We start from the raw sequence: 21,136 nt of genomic DNA on the forward strand, positions 1-21,136 counted from the left end.
TTCAATTATCCAGTTCAGAAATATTTTTATAAAAATCAACTATGATCGGTGTATGTTTCCAGGTCCTTTCATTTTCAGGTGGTAATTGCATATAATCTCCATATAACATACTTAAACAAGAATCATAATCCCTAAAACGATAATATTCTCTTCCCGAAAATTCACAAAGTACAAGGTTCTCAAAAACATCTGCCGAATATAGATTTTTAACTTCTTCTAAAGTACACGCTATCATATATTTCAATACATTTTTATTGTCAAACTTCATTATATTTTTGCATACCCATTTTTTTAGCACAACTTGACATTTACGGGGAATATGGAGAAGAAAATTTTCAGTCATAGAAATTATCGGATTAGGTATTCCGCTGCCATGTTCTTTCGTATACAACAAATCAATTGCTACAGATATTTTTTGAACCATTTTTTGTACCGATCTTTCCGGCACACGATCCGCAGCAAATATATCTACAAATATTCCTTTATGGTATTCTCCTGTATCATCTTCTTGGAGAAATGTAGTATTATATTTTCTTACTTTAGTAAAGTTTTGAGTAAAATCGCAATTTGTCTTCTTATTCTGTAATATATAATCCTTTAGCTTATATGCGCTCCACACCTTTAAAAACTTAACATAATCCTCTCTTGGCATACATATATCTATATCATCATCCCATGGAATAAAACCATTATGACGTACCGCACCAATAAGGGATCCGTATATTAATGAATATCGTATATGATTCTCAACGCATATTTTATGTACAATGTCCATTATCTCCAATTCTATTTGTTGAACACCCTGTATAATTGTTAATTTATCACTTATCATATTTCATTTTTTTATCCTTTTAATTTATTATTTAACCGATACAATCGACAAAATATACGTTATTACTCACTTAAATTGGATCAACTTAAATATGAAGGTATTACCTTCCAAAAAACCTCATAAAATCCTTCCCTAAAATCCTGTGTAACGGTCTCCCTATATTGCTTCGTATTCTTTGTTTTTTGCTCATCCATGTTCCTGCATACCAATGAATAGAATACGTCTGCTTAACTATATTTAATCTTCCGGTTGGGGCATCATAGGGATTAAAGTAATCAGACGATAATATTACACCGTACTTATTCGTCTGGTTTTTCCCGTTTTTTAAAATACCAAATTTAAGCAGCGCATCTGTATTTAGATGTGGGCAGCCAATTGTACCATGTTTTCCATCTGATAGCTTCTCATATTCTTTTATCATCTGCTGCACAATAACATTATGTGCTTCTGCACCAAACCCAAGACCAGTATTTACATACTCATTCGTTTCAAACCCGAAATAAGCTGGATATCTAAGCAGATCATCCAGGCTGCGAATAAGCTCTACATCCGTATCCAGATAAATCCCTCCATATTCTTCGATAACTGCCAACCGAATATAGTCACTTAAAAATGCATATTTTTTATTTTCATAGCACCACTCTGTATATGGGTTTGTATTTATCTTAAAATTATCCTCGTTCCATTCTATGATCTCATAGTCAGGGCAATACTTTTTCCAACTTACAATACACTTTTCGGTTAATTTAGGCTTAGTACCTTTACCGAACCAGCAATAATGAATTTTTTTAGGTATCATAACGTATCTCTCTTATTTGATATTTTTATATAATTAGCTAACAGCCATCCGGCGGGACTGCACAGTAACGCTAGTTTCTTGTAAGGCGACTGTGAAATATAATTTTTATTTCCGCAAAGTATACTACTTGAACAATAGTGTATACAGTCCATAATACATCTTTTATAGGAGAGATCATACCTCATTCTGATTTTTCTCCACTCTGCAAACCCTTTAGGATTTACATAATACTGCCTTAACATATTGTTGCTTGAACCATCCTGTTGATATTCAACATAACATAAAATCTTATTTAGAACTGCCAATTTGTAATCCTGATCTATAAGCAAATACTTATAAGACAAACTAAAATATTTCTCTCCCTCAAAAGTAGGATATGGAGGATATTTGTTGATTATATCTGTTCGGTAAACCTGCTTCTTGTCTCCTCGACCACCTGCTGCATAATAACCCGACAATGTGATTTCTTGTAATCCCTTTTGAAAGTCCTTGCCTATAACTTTTCCAGTACATGAATCTGCATCTAATCCAACAATTCCAGCATAACCCTTATTTTTTATCTTACTCCATTTTTCTAAAATCAGCTCTACTGCATCTTCAGGCATATAATCATCAGAATCAATACATACATTTAGTTCCGTGTATATATTTTCATATGCGGTATTATGTGCCGTGTGCATTCCGCCATTTTTTTTATAAATATATTGAATCTCAAAATTATTATTTTCTTTTTTCCAGGAACATATTAACTCTGCAGTATTATCAGTCGAACCATCATCCACAACTAACCAAATAAAATCTTTACATGTTTGCGCCTGGAGACTTTTATATGTTCTTATTAATGTATGGGCACGGTTAAATGCAGGAGTAAAAACTGTCAATAATATACTCTCATTATATTCTTTGCTCTTATATCCCAAGGTAAAATCCCTCTATCCAATTAGCTGTTGTGCTTATATCATATCCCTGTTTCAAAATTTCCTGCCGGTGGCTATATCTGGGCTGTCGACTTTTCCCAATCAGCCTGTCTGCCCATACTTCCGGGCCACAGTCCAGGCTGCATTTTTCTATAAGATCTTCGGTAAGAATACATTCCTCAGAAATAGTATCCGATATCACGCACGGCAGGCCTGAAGTTTGTACTTCCACCAAAGTTAAAGGAAATCCTTCAAAAATAGATGGAAATACAAATATATCCATGGCCATTATGAAACAATCAACATCTCTTCTAACGCCTGTAAAAATTATATTAGAAATTATCCCACGTGTTATTGCCTTTTGTTCCATATGGTTCCTCATCGGTCCGTCACCTATAAAAAGTAATTTTGCGTCAGGTACTTTTTTCAGTATCTTATCAAATATATCTATCACTAACGATTGATTTTTATATTTGTCGAATCTTCCGATATGCCCCACGCATAACTGGTCTTCCCTCAGTCCAAGCTCTTGTCTTACCACTACTCTTTTTTTTATATTAAATGCAAATTTACCAGTCTCTATTGCGTTATTCAGCACCCTGCATCGTGTACTGTTTCCAACCTTTTTTCCAAATCTTGTAATACCAGCCGTCTTCGAGCAGGAAAAAAAATAATTTGCAATATGTCTTGTTGGATAAGATAACATCCAATATAAAACCCCTTTTATATCTTGAATTCCGCCAGCACTATGGCTATGCGAAATTGTATATAGTCCGTATTTCTTGGCCTCACTCAAATATATTGCTGCTGTACTTCCTATATGTCCATGGACCGCAATATATTTATCTGCGTGCATTTGTAAAAACCTTTTCCACCATGCAATATAAGTCAAATGATTTATTCCTTGATATCTGGGACAATGAAACACAATCCCCCCCAGACTTAAAATCTCACTATCAAATGCGGCCTCCGTTTCGGTATGCTCCACAAAATCAAACTGTATTTTGCTGCGATCAATATTTCTATACAAATTCATAATCATATTTTCAGCACCGCCGCGGTTCATAATACCAATAACTTGAAGTACCCTTATTGGTAATGTCATGATCATAACCTCCCTAAACTTAAAAGACCATATAGATAACATGCATTTGATAATAATAGAACACCAAATAACATCCAACCATAATACAATAAATTAATCTTCTAACGGATTCAGAAAACAAATTATCTATTTCCCATGGTAATAAAATATAACTATATAATGAAAAATATATTGGCAAACGTCCAATAAAAATCCCACTTGTAAAAGCAGAAACAATATACATACCAGCAGCAACAATTGACATATTTGTACACAAATTTATAATAGGATTATTTTGATCTTGTATTTGTCTTCTTCCAAACCATGAGATAATCGCCGGTACGGAATACACAAGAACTCTCAACATATTAGTCCCATCATCGTTAAAATCATGCCAGTCAGATACAACATTTGTATATTGGGTCTCTGTCAGCATAAAGTCTAGGATATCTGTGAATTTACCCACAAAGACCACTGCAAATACTACCCCTGCTAAGAATAGTATTGTTCTTTTATTCCAAGCCTTCCCTTGACATATAAAAACAAATGGAGCTACGATCAATGCGCTTCCATGAAACTGTGATGCCAATAACAAAATAATAATAACTGGTATATATTTCTTTTTTAAGATCATATTAAAACACGCAAAAACAATTGTAACCGCCAAAAACTGGCGTAACCCATTAAATATCCAAGAAATATAGTCTGCCGATGCTATAAATAGGAATATAGAAATCATATAACGATCCGAATACCTACGATATACTTTTGTCAAAAGACAAATTTGTACAAACGTAATGGTTGCTAAATACCAGCCCACGTTATCTTTCCAAAAGATTCTCAACAAACACCCAAATAAATAAAAAGCCCTATCTTTCGTCACCATAGACATGTACTCAGGAATCCCTGAAAAATTCTCAGGCATTCCAAAGTAAGAATTGATATAAGTATATGTATCTCCTAAGTAAACTCCTCTTATCCTCCAAACTGCCAAAGGTAAAAGGACCAAAAATGCATATACCGGATTTAACCTCCAGACATTCCTCCCATTTACTTCCTCCACTCTATCAAAGCATCCTGTGCATGCCACTATACCCGCAATTCCTACCCATAAAAGTATCAAAATGTATTCAGACATTGCCCTCTCTGCTCCTCAAAACAGTATCCATATCGCCTTCACCTATCATCCATCAATCCACCTAACACTCTCCGCAACAACCCTCTTCTTATCAAATCTCTTTTGCATCCGAATCCGTCCACACCACCCCATACTACACCTCTTTTCAACACTATCTGGACCATCTCCCCCAAGAAACAGTTCTATCTTGTCCGCTAAATCCTCACTATCTCTTACCTTCACAAGATACCCACTAACCCCATCCTCAACAGCCTCCCGACATCCCGGAATATCACTGGTAATAACGCACCTACCCGTTGCTGCCGCCTCCAGTAATACATTGCTCATCCCCTCATGATAACTAGGCAATACTACGCAGTGAGCTTTCTCATAATAAGGCCTGGGATCTTCCTGAAATCCATGGAAAACTATAATGCCCTCTTTTACCAACATTTCTACCGTATCTTTATACTCATCCTCGAAAAATCCCACAAGATCCAAGATAAACCTATCCCCATATTTCTTTTTTATTTGTTTTGCCGCCTGAAACAGTTCATCCATTCCTTTTTCTCTCATGATACGGCCCAAATATAAAATATGGATACTATTCTCTTCACTCGGATATTCTTTGTAAGCAAAATATTCCAGGTTTACTCCGGCGCCATTAAGTACCTTAACTCTCTCATTTCCAACAATTCCCCTGTGTATAAACTCCTCCGCATTGGATTTGTTTTCAAAAAATACCGTCTTTGCTTTTTTCAATGCTGCCATGTACATTAGACCAACAACTTGCGCCAGTCCCTTTTTCTGAAATGCGGTTCCAAGCCCTTGTACATTGCAGCAATATGGTATGCCTAATCTTTCGCAGGCAAATCCGCCGTAAATATTGGGCTTAATTGAATATGTAATAACCATGTCCGGGTGCTCATGCTTTAACAGTCTTAAATACATTTTAAAAAGGGCCATATCCGTCTTTGGATTCATCCCCCGGCGGTCAAGCCGGATATTAATACACTTACACCCTAATTCCCTGAAATCGTCCTCATGTCCTACAAACGGCATAACCAAAATGACACTGCCCTTTTGAAGAAGATCCTGAATCAGTTCCCGTCTGAATTGCCACAGCATATAAGAATGATTTGTAAGGATCATATACTTTTTTCTTTTCCTATCATCCTCTCTGCAAGTATCTGATTTCATTCTTTTTTTCGGCCACCCTTCCCCTGATGTGTCTTCTTACAGGCAGTAACCCCTGCAGCAATGCCAGTGGTACTTCCCACAGCCGCAATAGAAAGAGGGTTTGGTTTGTTCCTTCTGCTTAAATGTTTTCCCAAAGCTGTCAAGATCCAAATACCAATTATACTCACTACGGTTACGACTACAGCGCCGACCATAATATTATTTTTAATATCCTTATGTTCATATGTACCTGAAAAGAGTTCTGTTTCTTCTTTCTCTTCACTCTGATCCGGGGTTTCAGATTCTTCCATCGCGCCCATTCCGCCTTCTACAACACCCTCCATACTTAATACACTTCCTATTGTCCCCAAAAAGCACATCAAATCCCTTTTAAAGCTCAGGTCCCGCACATACTCTCCATCAAACCGTGCCTTCACAGGAATCTCCAATTCATCCCTGCCGTTAATCTGAGCCCAGCCGGTAAGTCCCGGTTTAATGTTATTTGCACCATACTTGTCCCTCTCTGCTATCAGGTCATACTGATTCCAGAGAGCAGGCCGGGGACCTATAAGGGTTAATGTTGAGTTCACTACCTGCCAAAGCTGCGGCAGCTCATCCAAAGAAAATCTTCTCAAAAACTGTCCTGTTCTGGTTATATACGCCTGGGGATTACTCAGTAAATGTGTCGGTGTATCTTTGGGCGTATCTACATACATAGTACGAAATTTCCATATTTCAAATAATTCCTTATCTTTTCCCACACGTTTTTGTTTAAATAAAACCGGACCAGGCGAATCCAGCTTTATCGCCAGAGCTATGATACCCATAACAGGAGTAAGGGCAACACTGGCGCCACCTGCGATCACTATATCCAATGCCCTTTTGATCTGAAGGTACTTCTTCTGTTTTTCTGTCAATTCATACTTGACTTCCATTGGTCTGTTCTCCCATGATCTACATTATATTATCAGATATTTTTGTACCCATCCGGATTTTAAGAGAAATCTTACTATATGGAATTTCTTCTTCCCTTCCAAACCGCAACTCCCCCGATTCCAAGCATTCCAACCGCCCCCAAAGCAGCCCACATCACTCCATCATCCCCCGTCTTAGGCGACCTGACATCCGTAACACCTATCTTCGCATCCTTCTCCCTATACACCAGCACTACCGGAGAAGCCGAATGAAATGCCGACTTGATCTGATTATCACTGAGTTTTTCCGTCCTCAGCAGTTCCCAGCTATGCTTCTCACAAAAATGCAGTACAAACACCTCAATATTATCCGTCAGGTTATTTACCGTAAAAGTAACTTCCACCGGATTTTCCTCTGTGGGCACCGCATCTGCTATGGATAATTCCATAACCGGAGAGAGAAACTTAAACTCCTTCAAATCTGCCGCTTCCACTTCTATCTGGCTGTCCATCCTGATGATTGGTATATTTAGATCAGCCAAAGACAGTCCTGCAAATACGTCATTCAAAGTGCTGTCTACGTTAGCAGCATCAATGGATACAATAACATTTCTGACTTCCTCTTCATACTTTTCCGGAACCACACCCTCCAGTGTCACACTTCCCCGGCTGGCGCTCACCTGCGGCATATCAATACTTCCCACAATGCTGGGAGCCGCAAGTGCGGTCGCCGCTGAAGCCAATGTGATCAAAACTGCGGCTGCTATTGCCGCTGCTGCTTTCCTTTTCATCCCTACCCCTCCTGCTTTTAAAGTTTTACTGCTGAACAATTCATAACCTTTTTCTATTCCTACCATTCCACTGTCAAAACCGCCTGCACCAAATACCTGCTGTTATCCCCCGCCCTATGGCAGGTAGACAATGTCAATATTCGGTCATCTGTTGTGATCTCCATTTCCGTGTCAATATTTGCCTCAATGCTCCTCTGTTCTTTTATTTCCTCCAGATAGGACCTGTAAGCATCCTGGTTTCTGCAGTCAAAGCTTTTCAACAAATGCCTGTCATCATAACCATAGGCCGCAAATATTTTATATGTACGCACTGCATCTTCTGTATACACTTCTATTTCCCTGTGTTCCTCAAAAAATGTATTATCCTCAAACGCGTGAAGACCGGCAAACATGGATCCATCCCGCATATTATGGCCATAGAGTACTGTATGCGCATCCGAAAAATCCAATTTATTTAGACCCTCTGAGAATATAGCACCTGCAGCATTTACCGTTCTGTCAATTCCATGTGTCATATAAAATGTATCGTCTGTCCTGCTTTGGACTACAGGATAATCAATCTCCGTACCCGGAACACGAAGCCATGCATAAATATCCGGATTTTCATTCTCCAACTTCTTAAAATCCACCGGAATATTCAAACTTTTTTTCACTGCTGTATCCGGTTTAACCTCTTTCGGGGGGTCTGTCTCATCTTCTTCCCCCTCTATTACATCCTCCTCCCTTAACTGTTCATAACGCATGGCAGCATCCTGCCTTTGTCTTATGTCTTTCCATAGAAAAAACACACAAAATGCAGCCGCAAAAAAAGCCACAATCGCTGTTATATTCCAGAACAGCCGCCTGTTTTTATCATCTTTCAATTATTCCACCTCAGTATAAAAGGTTTCAATGATCAGATCCTTTAATGCATTCTCATCCACATAAAACTCTTCATAAGGATCTGCTTGTTTTGTAGTGCCTTCCAGCATCATAATTTGTTCTGCATCAAAACTGATCTCCGGCAGCAAGGACGCCAGGTAAACCGCTTCGTCCATCTTTATGCTTGTAGACATATCCTCCATAAGCTGCTGATACAAGGTCACCGGAAGTTTAATATCCTGTTTTACAGCATTCTTTGCTGTATTTACAAAAGATAATGCGTACTGTTTCTGTCTACCCATACGCAGATTGTTGCTTCCTTCCTGCTCTGTATTCCTGTACCTGATAAAACTCTCCGCTTCCTGCCCTGTCAGTGTAACTGCCGCTCCCTCTGGGTATTCCCGGCCTGCCAGTGTACAGTCTTCGGGAAGTGTGACGGTCACACCGCCAACAGAATTATTCATCTTCTCAATCGCATTTAGGTTTACGGCTGCATATCCGTGAATCGGCATACCATAAAAAAGTGCAGATACCGCATCTGACACCAGTTCCCCGCCGGACTGCGTTTCATTCCCAAAAGCAAAGGCAAGCCCCAGGTGATTCTTGCTCATCCCTATATAATTTCCATGGTAATCATATGTTTTCATCTCTGTCATTGTATCCCTGGAGATACCGATCAACTGCATACTTTTTTTATCAGGGTTTAATACCAGCAGGAAAATTGTATCGGCCTGACCACTTTCCCCGGAAACCTCCGTCTGTAAAGTCATGTCAGAAGATCTGTCAATTCCCATGCAGAGAATATTAATAATCTTCTCATTATAGCGGTACTTCTTCCCATTTCTGCTGACAATCCCTGCCTCCTCTTCCCTGATCTTGTCCGAGGAGGCTTCCTTTTCTTCAATAACCGGCTGCTTTCCCTCTGAATTCTTCATCAGGCTGTTTTCCCCTGCCGACTTCATATAAAAGCAGAAAAATATTCCGGATAAGAGTATTAAGATCAAAACGCCTAAAATGATCGAAAATATTTTCAGGCCTTTTTTCTCCCCTGTTTTATGATGATGCCTATGAAAGTTCTCTCTTCTGTGCCGGTGATATCTTCTTCGGCGCTTTACCCTGTAATTGTAAAAAAACATTATTCTGCCCTTTGCTTATTTTACGATAACCGTAAGCTCTGCCCGGTTAGAAACATTTCTATTGCTGTCTGTTACCGTGTAATACAATTCATATGTCCCCGGAACATCCAAGTTTAAACTCTTCAGCCCTGTTATATATATCTGATGCCACAGCCAGGATCTGTCATCCTTATCATCCGTTATATCCTCAACATAATTGAGAAAATTAATATGACTACCCTGTGCCACTTCAACTTGATCCGACTTCAAAGTGATTCGTGGACTCCCCTCCGGAAGTTCCTCCTCATTGCTCTCCTCTTCTGTGTTTTCCTCTGCGGCGGGGGGATTCTCTGCACTTTGCGGCGCATTTTCCGTGTTCCGGGCTTCCACATCTCCGCCTGCACTGTCCGGCTTTGTATCTGCTCCATCTTCACTGCTCGCCGGTTCTGTTTTCCCGTCCTGTTCCGGCTCATCCTCCGGATCTTCTGTGGGAAGTTCAACCCATTCCTTTGTCTCCTCCGTCAGATAACTGATGGTCCGTGTAGCCTTCCCTACATTATTACTTTTATCCTTTGCATAATAAATAACGGTTGCCCTGAGTTCATCCCTCATGGGGATCACCGATTCCACAACCAGCGTGTCACTTACATCCCCATCCGTCTCATCTATGGCAGTCACCCCTTTTAAGAGGATATCCTTATCTTCCCCTTCAGTAAAAGTGATCTCATTATGGGGAAAGGAGATAACAGGCGGGGTGTAGTCACCTTGTCCTTTCAGCCAGAAAAAGGCACATGCCAGAATAGCACTCAGGACGGCTAATATTGTTACTATTATTTTCCTCATCAGGCTGCTGTCCTCTCCTGTTAATGATTTCTTTCTCTTTCCTCTTTTCCATAGTGGCCATATTTATAATATTTGCCGTAGCCGTATTTCTTTCCGTAATAACGGCTGTAATATTTCTGCCCCCTTACATCTACCTTGTTCAGGATCGTACCCAAAATAGGACAGTTACTTTTCTCAAGCTGTTCTTTGATCTCCTGCACAAAACGGTAACTGATGACCTCAGCTTCTATGATAATAATGGAACCGTCACAGGACTCCGCAATGATGGCACTGTCAATAACACTGCCCAGTGGAGGACTGTCAATGAATACATAATCATACATCTCCCTGCACTTTTTTATCATATTTTTAAACGCTTTATCCCCCAGCAGCTCTGTGGGATTAGGCGGTACCGGCCCGGAAAATACCACATCCAGCCCAGCCTGGTCTGTATTGCAGATAACCTCCTCCAAAGACGCTTGCCCTGACAGAAGATGGGCCATTCCCTTCACCTCATCCGTGATCTCAAAATTTCCTGTAAACAGGGATTTTCTAAGATCACCATCTATAAGCAGTACCCTCTTCCCTGCCTGGGCCATGGCTGATGCAAGGTAAGTCGCCACCGTACTTTTTCCCTCATTAGGCGTGCAGCTTGTCATAACAATCACTTTTTTATCCTCTCCGCAGAATTGCAGGTTGGTTCTGAGTGTCTTATAAGACTCATTAGTCTCATAATCCAGTTTTTTCATCTTTAGCTTTATCGTGCTCATTCCCTGTCCTTCTTTCTGTAGATTTTCTGTATTTCCTTATCCTGTCTGCCTTCTTGTCGTCTTCTGTAAGCGGAATAGATCCCAGAACACTAAGCCCCACGTATTTCTCCACATCTTCCGGACATTTAATGGTGTCATTGAACATATACCCAAGCAGGATGATCCCCACAGCAATGGCTATACCGGCCAGAATACCGAATCCCCCGTTTCTTTTATACGCAAAGGTGGTCTGGCTTTGCGGTATATTAGCCTCCTCCACCACATTTACCGCCTGGGAATTCATGACTTCTTTAATATGTATGGCTGCTGTATCCCTGACAGATGTCACGATCTTGCTTGCCAGATAAGGGTCCACGTCCGTAACACTTATGGTTATGATCCTGGAATCCCCGGGCATCTCTACAGTTATTTTTCTTGCCAGGGCATCACCATTCATATTCAACCCTAATTCTGATACCACGCTCTCAGTTACATTACGGCTTGTGATCAGCTGTGCGTAGTCTTTGGCAAGCGTAGCGCTCAAAGCCAGATCTCCGCTTGTCACATCTGATGATTTGTCATCTTTGTTCAGTACATATATCTTGGTGCTGGAAGTGTATGTGGGGGTTGTCATCACTTTGGTAAATATCAGCGCAAGCAGTCCCACTACCATTCCCGAAAAAATAATGATCCAGATGCGGCTCATCAATACCCCGATCATATGTCTTAACTCTATTTTTCCTTCTTCCTTCTGCCTCAACGGTTCCATATATTTCTCTCCTATATGCTTTCCCCTGTAAAGATTTCTTGTCTGTTTCGCAGTGATATTCAGTGAAAGCCTTCAGGTATTGTTCTTTTCACGATTTCCTGTTCCTGCTGATCCAGTTCAGCCATCTTTTGCTGCATTTCCTGTTTAAACGCTTTGTAGTCTGCAAGCAGTTTTATTTTGTTCTGTTCTAATTGTTTCCGGTAATCATAATATTCCGAATATGTCATGATCTGAAACAGCCCCTGCTCCTCCATGCCCTTTAACTTATTAAAAAATGATGTAAATTTTGTCAGACTGACATCCTCATCCCCGTCTTTGGAAACACGAAGCACTTCGTTGATGGTCACCGCCATGGACTGCCTGTTGGCTGCGGCTTTATCCATGGTCTGTTCTATATCCATGTTATTCTGGTTTAAAAAACAACTGTTAATATGTATAAAATCCTCTTCGTCCCCGGTGATGACAGAAGCCTTCTCCTTATTCAGAATACTGACTTCCCTAAATCCCCTTCCTATAAGCTCCGCATCTGCATCCGCAGAATACTGGGACGCTGAAGCAAATACAACTCCAGGCACTCCGATCCGCCCTTCCTGTAAATGTCCCAACGCTTCATCCAGCCGTGTCAGCCAGTCGTCTTCCCCGGCATCCTCCCCGGTAATTTCACGCTCACTTACAGATATTCCATACTCCCAGCCCGCGTCCAACATTTCCCGGAACTGTTCTGTGTCAATATATTCTCTGGATGCTTCCTCCACATCAGGACTTATGGGAAGCTGCCCGTCTTTCAAAGTAAACGTAGCCTTAAATCCATACTGTGCCATCATTGTAAACACCGTATCATAAAGGTTCCTTCCCATACTATCCACCCCCAGCAGCATACAGGATTCCCCTTTTGTCTTCTTTTCAAGTGTAGCCTTCCATGCCTTATCGTCATCCTGCCACTTCTTACGCTCACCATTCACCGGCTGCAGCTCCTTTGCCAGCTCATTTACATGCTGCTGGCGTTCCGCCGTCAATTTCTCCTCATTTCTGATAAACAGGAGAAACAAGACGGCACATATTACGCTGCCCAGGATCAACAGAATTCTCATTATCGGTTTTGTTTTGCTTCTCATCATGTTCTTCTTTCTTTTTATCAGTTTCATAACAATATTCCGGAACAGCTTCATGCACCAGTTCCCTGATATTGGAATTTTCTCCCCAGGCCGCATCATCCAGTCTGTGCAAAAGTTCTGCAAACCTTTCATGATCCATGGAAATAGGATGTCCGATAAATATCCGGTCATTGGCTGTCTTCCGGATTCCCTCTTCCTCCATGAGCAGCTCCTCATAAAGCTTTTCCCCCGGACGCAGCCCCGTAAATGTGATCTTAATATCCCTCTCCGGTTCATACCCGGAAAGGCGGATCAAATTCTTAGCCAAATCCAGTATTTTCACCGGTTCCCCCATATCCAGGACAAAAATCTCCCCGCCCTTTGCATAGGCGCCTGCCTGCAGGACCAGACTCACCGCTTCGGGTATTGTCATAAAATACCGTATGATCTCAGGATGGGTAACAGTAACCGGGCCGCCTTTTTTTATCTGTTCCCTGAATAAAGGGATCACACTGCCGTTGCTGCCGAGCACGTTCCCGAACCGCACAGCCACAAAATCGGTACGGCTCTGCCGGTCAAACATCTGGATCACCATTTCACAGAGACGTTTGCTGGCCCCCATAATATTGGTAGGGTTCACCGCCTTATCGGTTGAGATGAGAATGAACTTTTCAGCCCGGTACTTATCTGCCATCATAGCGGTTTTATAGGTACCCATCACATTGTTTTTGACCGCCTCATTGGGACTGTCTTCCATGAGGGGCACATGTTTATGGGCAGCCGCATGATAGACAATATCCGGCCTGTATGAACAGAAAACACTTGCCAGCCTGTTTGTGTTTCTCACAGAGCCGATCAGCACTTGCAGATCCAGATCCGGATATTCCCCCTTCAGTTCCTGTTGAATGCTATACGCATTGTTTTCATACATATCAAAAATGATCAACTGTCTGACTCCATGGCCTGCAAGCTGTCTGCACAGCTCACTTCCTATGGAACCGCCGCCTCCGGTTACCAGCACCACCTTATCCTGCACATATCCAAGGATCTCATCCGGACACACGTTAATGGGATCTCTCCCCAGTAAATCTTCAATCTGAACATCCCTTAATTTGCTGATATTGACTTCTTCATTGATCAACTGGTATGTCCCGGGAAGAATCTTCAGCTTACAAGACGTCTGCCTGCACAGTTCAATGATCTTCTTTTTTTCCTCCATGTTCAGCGACGGGATCGTAATGAAGATTTCCTGGATATCATACTTATTTACCATCTCACAGATATTTTCCCTGGGCCCCGCGATGGGAACGCCATATATCCTTCTTCCCGCCAAACTTGTATCATCATCCAAAATACAGCAGGGCTGATAGTTCAGATGATCGCTGTATTTCATTTCTTTTACAATTGCTCTGCCGGCTTCACCCGCGCCTATGAGCATGGCTCTCACCGGCTGCTTCCGTTCCCCTGCTCTTTTAGTCATCCTCAGCATTCTTATAAAGCGGTAAGCAAAACGCCCTCCTAAAATTCCTGTGAGCAGCAGGAATAAATATAATATGTGATAACTTACAGGCATGGAAATATGTAATATCAGCATACCTAAGGACTGCACCGCCGCGCTGGTCATACAGGCCAGGACCGCACTGCACATTTCCGAAACACTGGCATATTTCCACAGGCTCTCATACAATTGGAAATATGCAAATATCACAATGGCCGTCACTATATTGACGACCACGTATCTCTCCGCACCATGCAGATATTCCCCCGGTATTTCAGAGATCCGGAACTCGAACCGTATGTAAAGAGCCGCAAACTGAGCAATACCGATAGCAAACATATCATAGAAAACCAACATGCTGATCCGTGTCAATTTATTTTGTTTTCCCAATAACTTTTCCATACCACAAACTGCTTCCCCCATAACATTGTTATCTGTCTAAAGTCTAAGACTAAAAAAGAGCATTATCCGGCCATCCATTCATAGATCGCAGAATAATGCTCTTTCTCGTTTTTAAGTACAACAAAAGAACAGAATCTAATATGTCTGTCTGTGCGCTTATTTGCCAAAATACTTACTGATCGTGCCATATATGTCAACCTCTTTTTCTTTTGTTTTTTCTGTGACATGAACCACACTACATTTACAGACCAACCCGTATAACTTCTGCCCATCCACCTGTCTGATGCACACATGAACACACAGCTGTCTCTTCTACCCTCCCTGACAAAATGCAAAATTATAAAGGTAAAAATGTCCTTGCCTTATCTTCCTTATAAATTTTTGAATTTTGGGATTAAGTAGTCGGATTGCTGTAAACCAGAAATTTTCGAGATACTGAAATGCCCGCCATTGCCGTGATCGTTATAACCAGTAACAATACAAAAATAAAAATATTTCTCGATTCCCCGTTTTTGACATAAAAACTGCCTACAGAATCTGTAGGCAGAAGCGTATCAAATCAGGTTACTTTTATAGTCATAACAAACAAAATACGGCAACTGGCTATCATAGTCTGCGATTGAGACCTTAGACCCTTTAGTTTTGTGTCGCTGCCTTTCAGCAGTTTTACTATTATCGAGTAAAATTATTAAATTTTTCTTAATAATAACTTTACTCCTCTTTTCTTCATTTGTCAATCCTCTTATGACTAATACCAAAATATACTAAACTTATAAATTTCTATCACATACGCAAATCCGGAAAGAGGCACAGCTTGCGATCCAGATCATGCACACCCCACCGGATATCACAGTGACTTCCCCCCTCCCATGCACAGCTCTGACACAAAAGAACTGTCCGGGATATTCCCTCCGGCACAGCCGGACACTACCAGGCCTTATCCGCCTGCATCTCTGCCCGCGGATATCTTTTTTTCTCTTACAAGGGCATTCCCTCATAATCACCTTTTTTATTCTTGATCACCAGCTCCTCCTCCTCTTCCCTGTACGCCCTGGGACTCATCCCGTAATGCTGTTTAAATATCTTGGAAAAAGCCAGCTGATCCACATAGCCCACGGAATTGGCAATGGCATTGATCTGCATATCTGTGTTTTTCAGCAGGGACCTTGCCTTTTCCATACGCAGATTCACCAGATACTCCTGAGGCGAACAACCTATGGCCTTCTTAAAGCTGCTTGTCAGATAGCTCCGGTTGACGCCAATATAATCCGCCAGCTCATTGATCTTGATCTTCTGGTTATAATTAAAGGAAATATACTCCATTGCATGTTTCACATAAACAGAACCGGGATACGGATGAGGGCTGCCGGAGCCGGGTATATTTTTCCTGTGCTCATCGATCAGCGCAGAGAAAAACAGCATCAAAAGCCCGTTTCTTCTAAGCTCATCCGTGTAGGAGAGCTGATGTGCCTCCAGCATGGAATCCACATACTCATTCAGCACCCCCATGCACTCCACCTTATGCACAGGTGTTTTCACAGAAAACCCTGCGCTGCCCGCACACTCCTCTGCCTTCAAGCCCGTAAACCCAACCCACATATAAGACCACGGGTCATCCTTATCAGCTTCATACCATGCCTCCGTACTGGGGGGGATCAGAAACGCGTCCCCTGCACTTAAATGATACTTCTTTTTATAGATTTCCAGAGTCCCCTTACCTTCCCTCACAATATGCAATACATAAGAAGTCCTCTTATTCGGCCCGAACCGGTGCCCCGGGTCGCAGTATTCCCAGCCGCAGTAGATAAGACATAACTCCACAGCTTCCCTCTGAAGATCCTCCAGGCATCTGTATCTGGCCGAACTGGTAAAACCGGTAGTGTGTTTCAACGTAATCCCCCTCCCTCTGTATGCACATACGGCAGCCTGCAGGATACATCTCCTTACCCGCACCTGCTGCAGCCGTGGATAAAAAACGGCGGAAATGTCCGGGAACACTACCCTGAACATTCCCGCCGCAAAATTCTAGTCAGTTACCTTTTTCAGGGTGTAGAGCAGGGATGCAAAATCTCCGCCCTTTTTATTCAAATCTTCCCTGTCGATCGGTATTCCCACCTGCATCAGCTCATCACCGTATGCCCGGTAGGTTTTCACCATATTTTCCTCTGTCTGTATACCATATATCTTAGCAAGACTCTCATCATAGGACGCGGAAGGAGCCATGTCGCAGCTCACCTCATACAGCGTTCCCGCATCAAGACCCTGCAGTTTGAATCGGATCCAGGACGCATTCACCTTGTTCATTCTCTGGTAAAATGCAGCCACAGCCCGGGATTTATCCTGCGCCACTACCATCCAGGCAGTCTCATTGCCCTCAAACGGACTTAACAGACGGTAGAAATCACCGTCCACCTGGATCAGTTCTCTGTATTCCTTCATAAACGCGATCTGTTTTTTAACACTCTCCAGCTCCGCCTCAGACAGAAGGTTTAAGTCCAGCTCATAGCCAAAGGTTCCGAAATACGCCACGTTTGCCCTGGTCTCAATAGGTGTCATACGGTGCATCTGATGGTTCGGCACTGCTGATACATGGGACCCCATGCTGACAACCGGATATACATAAGAGGTGCCGTACTGGATCTTTGTCCTCTCGCTGGCATCCGTATCGTCACTGGTCCAGGTCTGCGGCGCAAAATAAAGCATAGCCGGGTCAAACCTGGCACCGCCGCTGGCGCAGGATTCAAACAGGATTTCTGGAAATTCCGTTGTCAGGCGCGTGTACAGGTCATACACACCCAAAATATACTTATGCATCACCTTACCCTGCTGGGAGGCATCTGCACCTCTGCTGTAAGGCTCTGTCATATAACGGTTCATATCCCATTTGATATAGGAAATGGAAGATTCACGGAGAACCTTTGCTATCATTTTGTAGATATAATCTACCACTTCTTTTCTGGAGAAGTCAAGTACATGCTGATGCCTTGCATGGGACTCAAAGCGGTCCGGCGCGCCAATGAGCCAGTCCGGATGTGCCCGGTAAAGGTCACTGTCCTTGTTCACCATCTCCAGCTCCACCCAGAGGCCGAACTTCAGCCCCAAAGCTTCCACCTTGCGGGAAAGGCCTGCAATGCCGTCCGGCAGTTTTTCAAGGTTTACATACCAGTCTCCAAGTCCTCTGTAGTCATCATTCCTGGCGCCAAACCATCCGTCATCCAGAACAAACAGTTCCACGCCTGCCTCTTTTGCCTTCTCCGCTATCTTTAATATCTTTTCCTCATTAAAGTCAAAATATGTGGCCTCCCAGTTATTGAGCAGGATAGGGCGTGCCTTGTCTCTCCAGGTCACCCTCATAAGACGTGTCCTGTAAAGCCTGTGATATGCCTGGCTCATCTTGTTCAGGCCCCGGTCACTGTATACCATGACCACCTCAGGCGTCTGGAAGCTCTCACCCTGGTTCAGTTCCCAGGAAAAATCCTCCGGGTTGATGCCCAGCATAACCCTTGTCATATCAAAAGTGGAAACCTCAGCCTGTGCCAGGAAATTGCCGCTGTACACCAGGCTGAATCCATAGACTTCCCCCTGGTTCTCTGTGGTTTGAGGCCGTTTCAAAGCAATGAACGGGTTGTGCTCCGCACCACCGCAGGTGCCGTTCAGACTATGCACAGACTGAATACCCATTTCCAGCTTTCTGTTCTTCACATAACGTTCTCTGGACCATGCACCGGAAAGCTGCACCAGTTCATAATCCATATCCAGAAATTCCACGCTGGCACTCATGGCGCGCTCCAGAACGATCTTCTGCTCCCCCTTCTGCTCAAAACGGGCATTCCGGGTGATCACAGGGTAGTCCTCATAAATGGTATACGTGAGCACCAGGTCTGTATCTGTTACTTGATCATGAAGTGTGACCTCCAGTGTCTCCGCCTCATCCTCGGACTCAGCATAAGTGGAGGGAAGAGGGGGGATCCCTTTCTTTCCCTTATAAATCTCATGGGAAACATAGGAAAAGTCAACCAGCCTGCTGCCATTTTCCTGCAGAACGGTAAGTGCAGGGCTTCTGTAGTCACCGGTTCCGTACACAGGATATTCCTGCCTTGTATACTGCATGGACAATATACCCGGCTCCGGGATACACACTGACATCTGGGAACGCATGGCTTCCTCATGGAGATAACCAAAATCCTCCTTATCGCGGATCACCTTTCCGTAATACAGGTTCTCAAGCTGTCCGTTTTCCATGATACGCATGAGATAACTTACTTCTCTGTTAAAAATATGAAATTCTTTTGTCTTTTCATGAAATATAACTGCCATACTTCTCTCCTTTTAAAAAAGGCCGGCGCAATAACTCCTTATTACGCCGGCCTTAAATTTCTTAAAGTTTACCACCGCTGGTTGCGATACCTTCAATGAACTGTTTCTGGAAGATCATGTAGAGGACGATCATCGGAATACAGGCAATCAGGGAAGCTGCCATCAGTTCCGGGAATTTAGCTACATACTGTCCCTGCATTTTTGCAAGTGCGGAAGACAGAACCAGCATCTCCTTATCTGTGTTGACGATCATAGGCCACATCAGGTCTTTGAACGCAAACACTGCTGTAAAGATTCCCAGGGCAACCATACTGGACCGGGTAAGCGGCGCCATAATAAAGAGGAAAGTCTGTCCGATATTACATCCATCCAGTCTCGCAGCCTCTTCCAGGTCATTGGGGAGTCCCATATAACCCTGACGGAGCAGGAAGGTACCGAATGCGGTAACAATACCTGGAAATACCAGTGCAAAAATGGTATTCAGCATTCCCATTTTACTTACCATTAGGTACTGGGGAATAATGAAAATCTGAACCGGTACCATCATCTGCAGAAGTACCAGGGAAAAACAGAAATCTCTTCCTTTAAAATGCAGACGCCCAAAGGCATAGCCTGCCATGGTAGCTGTAAGTACCGCGCAGATCACACGGAATAAAATCAGCAGCAATGTATTTTTATACAGAATAAGGAAGTTCATGTTCTCCATAACGGAGGTAAATGCTTCTGTTCTCCATACCTTGGGGAAGATAACAAACGGGTTGACAGAAGTTGCCTCTGTCACTGACTTAAACGCTGTGAGAATCATCCACAGGAAAGGTATCAACATGGTGATAGATACCAGAATCAAGATCACGTGAATAATTATGTTAATAATTTTACTTTTTCTTTCCATACTATCCATTCTGCACCCCCCTTTCTAGTTGTAGAACACCCATTTTTTCTGTCCTATCATCTGGAACACCGTGATGATCATGGTGATGATCAGAAGCAGGATAACAATAGTTGCACCGTAACCCATATTCTTGTTGATGAACGCGTATTTGTAGAACAGGTATACCAGGGACTGTGTCTTCTCCAGTGCCGGGTTGGATTTATCCATTACCATATACATTAAATCGAATACTTGAAGGGAACCGATGACACGTGTTACAAGAACAAAGAAAATAGTTGGGGATAACAGGGGTACTGTTATATGGAAGAAGCTCTTAACACCCGTAGCACCGTCAATCTCCGCCGCTTCATAATAGTCGTGGGGAATCTCCTGCAGGCCGGATATAAATAACACCATGTTATAACCTATAATGGACCATACACCGATAACAGCAATAGAAAATACTGCGATCTTGGGATCTGATACCCATTTAACACTTGTATGGAACACATTGTTGATCAGACCGAAATCTGAGTTAAACAGCCATCTCCAAACCATGGCAACTGCCGCCGGTGCTGCAACCATGGGGAGGAAGATAATAGTACGGTAAATACCGCGGCCCTTCATTTTTCTGTTAAGCAGAACTGCCAGAACAAGAGCGATCACAATAGAGAACGGAACCTCTACGACCGCATATTTGAATGTGTTGATCAGAGACTGCCAAACTTCATGGTCTCCGAAAACTTTAATATAATTTTCTACTCCAACAAAGATATTTCCTTTTCCGAAATCCCCTGTCTTAAAGAAACTCTGGTACAGAGTCTGGAAAATCGGGATGATATTTAAAATAACCAGTCCAATCACAGTTGGAAGGATAAACAGCCAGCCCCACAAAAACTCGCTGCGTTCCCTGCTGGTTTTCATTTGTTTCTTTGCATTCCCATTACTAGCCACGCCACTCACTCCTTTTCCAAATACAGGCAGATTCTTACGAACCTGCCTGCA

At 42.5% G+C, this 21,136-nt stretch carries 20 protein-coding genes and 1 riboswitch; all 20 genes read right to left on the bottom strand.

Features of this window, described 5'->3' with window-relative positions; genetic code table 11:
- Position 1 precedes the first annotated feature (1 nt).
- Positions 2–832 carry a LicD family protein gene (locus A4V09_RS19680; protein ID WP_065543824.1) on the bottom strand — a complete coding sequence of 277 codons (831 nt, stop codon included), beginning with the start codon at positions 830–832 and terminating at the stop codon, positions 2–4.
- Positions 833–932: 100 nt separating this feature from the next.
- Entirely contained in the window at positions 933–1,631 is a 699-nt protein-coding gene (locus tag A4V09_RS19685; RefSeq protein WP_065543825.1) for a glycosyltransferase family 32 protein, read from the bottom strand.
- Positions 1,628–2,551, bottom strand: a complete 924-nt coding sequence (locus A4V09_RS19690; RefSeq protein WP_242963872.1) for a glycosyltransferase family 2 protein — start codon at positions 2,549–2,551, stop codon at positions 1,628–1,630. Before A4V09_RS19690 ends, A4V09_RS19685 begins: the two co-directional genes overlap by 4 nt.
- Complete coding sequence (locus tag A4V09_RS19695; protein WP_065543826.1) at positions 2,541–3,653, bottom strand: glycosyltransferase; 1,113 nt, start codon at positions 3,651–3,653, stop codon at positions 2,541–2,543. The genes A4V09_RS19690 and A4V09_RS19695 overlap by 11 nt, the downstream gene beginning before the upstream one ends.
- A gap of 19 nt (positions 3,654–3,672) precedes the next feature.
- Positions 3,673–4,770, bottom strand: a complete 1,098-nt coding sequence (locus A4V09_RS19700; protein WP_065543827.1) for an EpsG family protein — start codon at positions 4,768–4,770, stop codon at positions 3,673–3,675.
- Positions 4,771–4,815: 45 nt separating this feature from the next.
- A complete protein-coding gene (locus A4V09_RS19705; RefSeq protein WP_334297919.1) occupies positions 4,816–5,811 on the bottom strand; it encodes a glycosyltransferase family 4 protein in 996 nt (331 codons plus the stop codon).
- 134 nt (positions 5,812–5,945) lie between these two features.
- A complete protein-coding gene (locus tag A4V09_RS19710) occupies positions 5,946–6,863 on the bottom strand; it encodes a sugar transferase (protein WP_065543829.1) in 918 nt (305 codons plus the stop codon).
- 74 nt (positions 6,864–6,937) lie between these two features.
- Positions 6,938–7,633, bottom strand: coding sequence for an LPXTG cell wall anchor domain-containing protein (locus tag A4V09_RS19715; RefSeq protein WP_157766984.1), 696 nt, complete (start codon positions 7,631–7,633; stop codon positions 6,938–6,940).
- 59 nt (positions 7,634–7,692) lie between these two features.
- Positions 7,693–8,496 carry a class B sortase gene (gene srtB / locus A4V09_RS19720; RefSeq protein ID WP_084043688.1) on the bottom strand — a complete coding sequence of 268 codons (804 nt, stop codon included), beginning with the start codon at positions 8,494–8,496 and terminating at the stop codon, positions 7,693–7,695.
- A complete protein-coding gene (locus A4V09_RS19725; RefSeq protein ID WP_157766985.1) occupies positions 8,497–9,429 on the bottom strand; it encodes an LCP family protein in 933 nt (310 codons plus the stop codon). It abuts the gene before it with no gap.
- A 216-nt stretch (positions 9,430–9,645) separates the two neighbouring features.
- Entirely contained in the window at positions 9,646–10,452 is an 807-nt protein-coding gene (locus A4V09_RS19730; protein WP_065543831.1) for a hypothetical protein, read from the bottom strand.
- A gap of 20 nt (positions 10,453–10,472) precedes the next feature.
- The gene (locus A4V09_RS19735) at positions 10,473–11,201 is read right to left on the bottom strand and encodes a polysaccharide biosynthesis tyrosine autokinase (RefSeq protein ID WP_065543832.1); all 729 of its coding nucleotides are present in this window, start codon (positions 11,199–11,201) and stop codon (positions 10,473–10,475) included.
- Entirely contained in the window at positions 11,161–11,949 is a 789-nt protein-coding gene (locus tag A4V09_RS19740; RefSeq protein ID WP_065543833.1) for a YveK family protein, read from the bottom strand. Before A4V09_RS19740 ends, A4V09_RS19735 begins: the two co-directional genes overlap by 41 nt.
- 59 nt (positions 11,950–12,008) lie before the next feature.
- Positions 12,009–12,965: a polysaccharide deacetylase family protein gene (locus tag A4V09_RS25005; RefSeq protein WP_162291122.1), complete on the bottom strand. Its 957-nt coding sequence runs from the start codon at positions 12,963–12,965 to the stop codon at positions 12,009–12,011.
- Between the two features lie 7 nt (positions 12,966–12,972).
- Positions 12,973–14,943, bottom strand: a complete 1,971-nt coding sequence (locus A4V09_RS19750) for a nucleoside-diphosphate sugar epimerase/dehydratase (protein ID WP_065543835.1) — start codon at positions 14,941–14,943, stop codon at positions 12,973–12,975.
- 62 nt (positions 14,944–15,005) lie between these two features.
- Complete coding sequence (locus tag A4V09_RS25800; protein WP_274537177.1) at positions 15,006–15,131, bottom strand: hypothetical protein; 126 nt, start codon at positions 15,129–15,131, stop codon at positions 15,006–15,008.
- A 403-nt stretch (positions 15,132–15,534) separates the two neighbouring features.
- A riboswitch (cyclic di-GMP riboswitch) is annotated at positions 15,535–15,624 on the bottom strand.
- Positions 15,625–15,921: 297 nt separating this feature from the next.
- Positions 15,922–16,833: an AraC family transcriptional regulator gene (locus A4V09_RS19765; protein ID WP_065544877.1), complete on the bottom strand. Its 912-nt coding sequence runs from the start codon at positions 16,831–16,833 to the stop codon at positions 15,922–15,924.
- A gap of 135 nt (positions 16,834–16,968) precedes the next feature.
- The gene (locus A4V09_RS19770) at positions 16,969–19,260 is read right to left on the bottom strand and encodes an alpha-galactosidase (protein ID WP_065543838.1); all 2,292 of its coding nucleotides are present in this window, start codon (positions 19,258–19,260) and stop codon (positions 16,969–16,971) included.
- Between the two features lie 61 nt (positions 19,261–19,321).
- Complete coding sequence (locus A4V09_RS19775; protein WP_065543839.1) at positions 19,322–20,161, bottom strand: carbohydrate ABC transporter permease; 840 nt, start codon at positions 20,159–20,161, stop codon at positions 19,322–19,324.
- A 15-nt stretch (positions 20,162–20,176) separates the two neighbouring features.
- The gene (locus tag A4V09_RS19780; RefSeq protein ID WP_065544878.1) at positions 20,177–21,055 is read right to left on the bottom strand and encodes a carbohydrate ABC transporter permease; all 879 of its coding nucleotides are present in this window, start codon (positions 21,053–21,055) and stop codon (positions 20,177–20,179) included.
- Between the last annotated feature and the right edge of the window lie 81 nt (positions 21,056–21,136).

Source organism: Blautia pseudococcoides, from assembly GCF_001689125.2.
Lineage (GTDB): Bacteria > Bacillota > Clostridia > Lachnospirales > Lachnospiraceae > Blautia > Blautia pseudococcoides.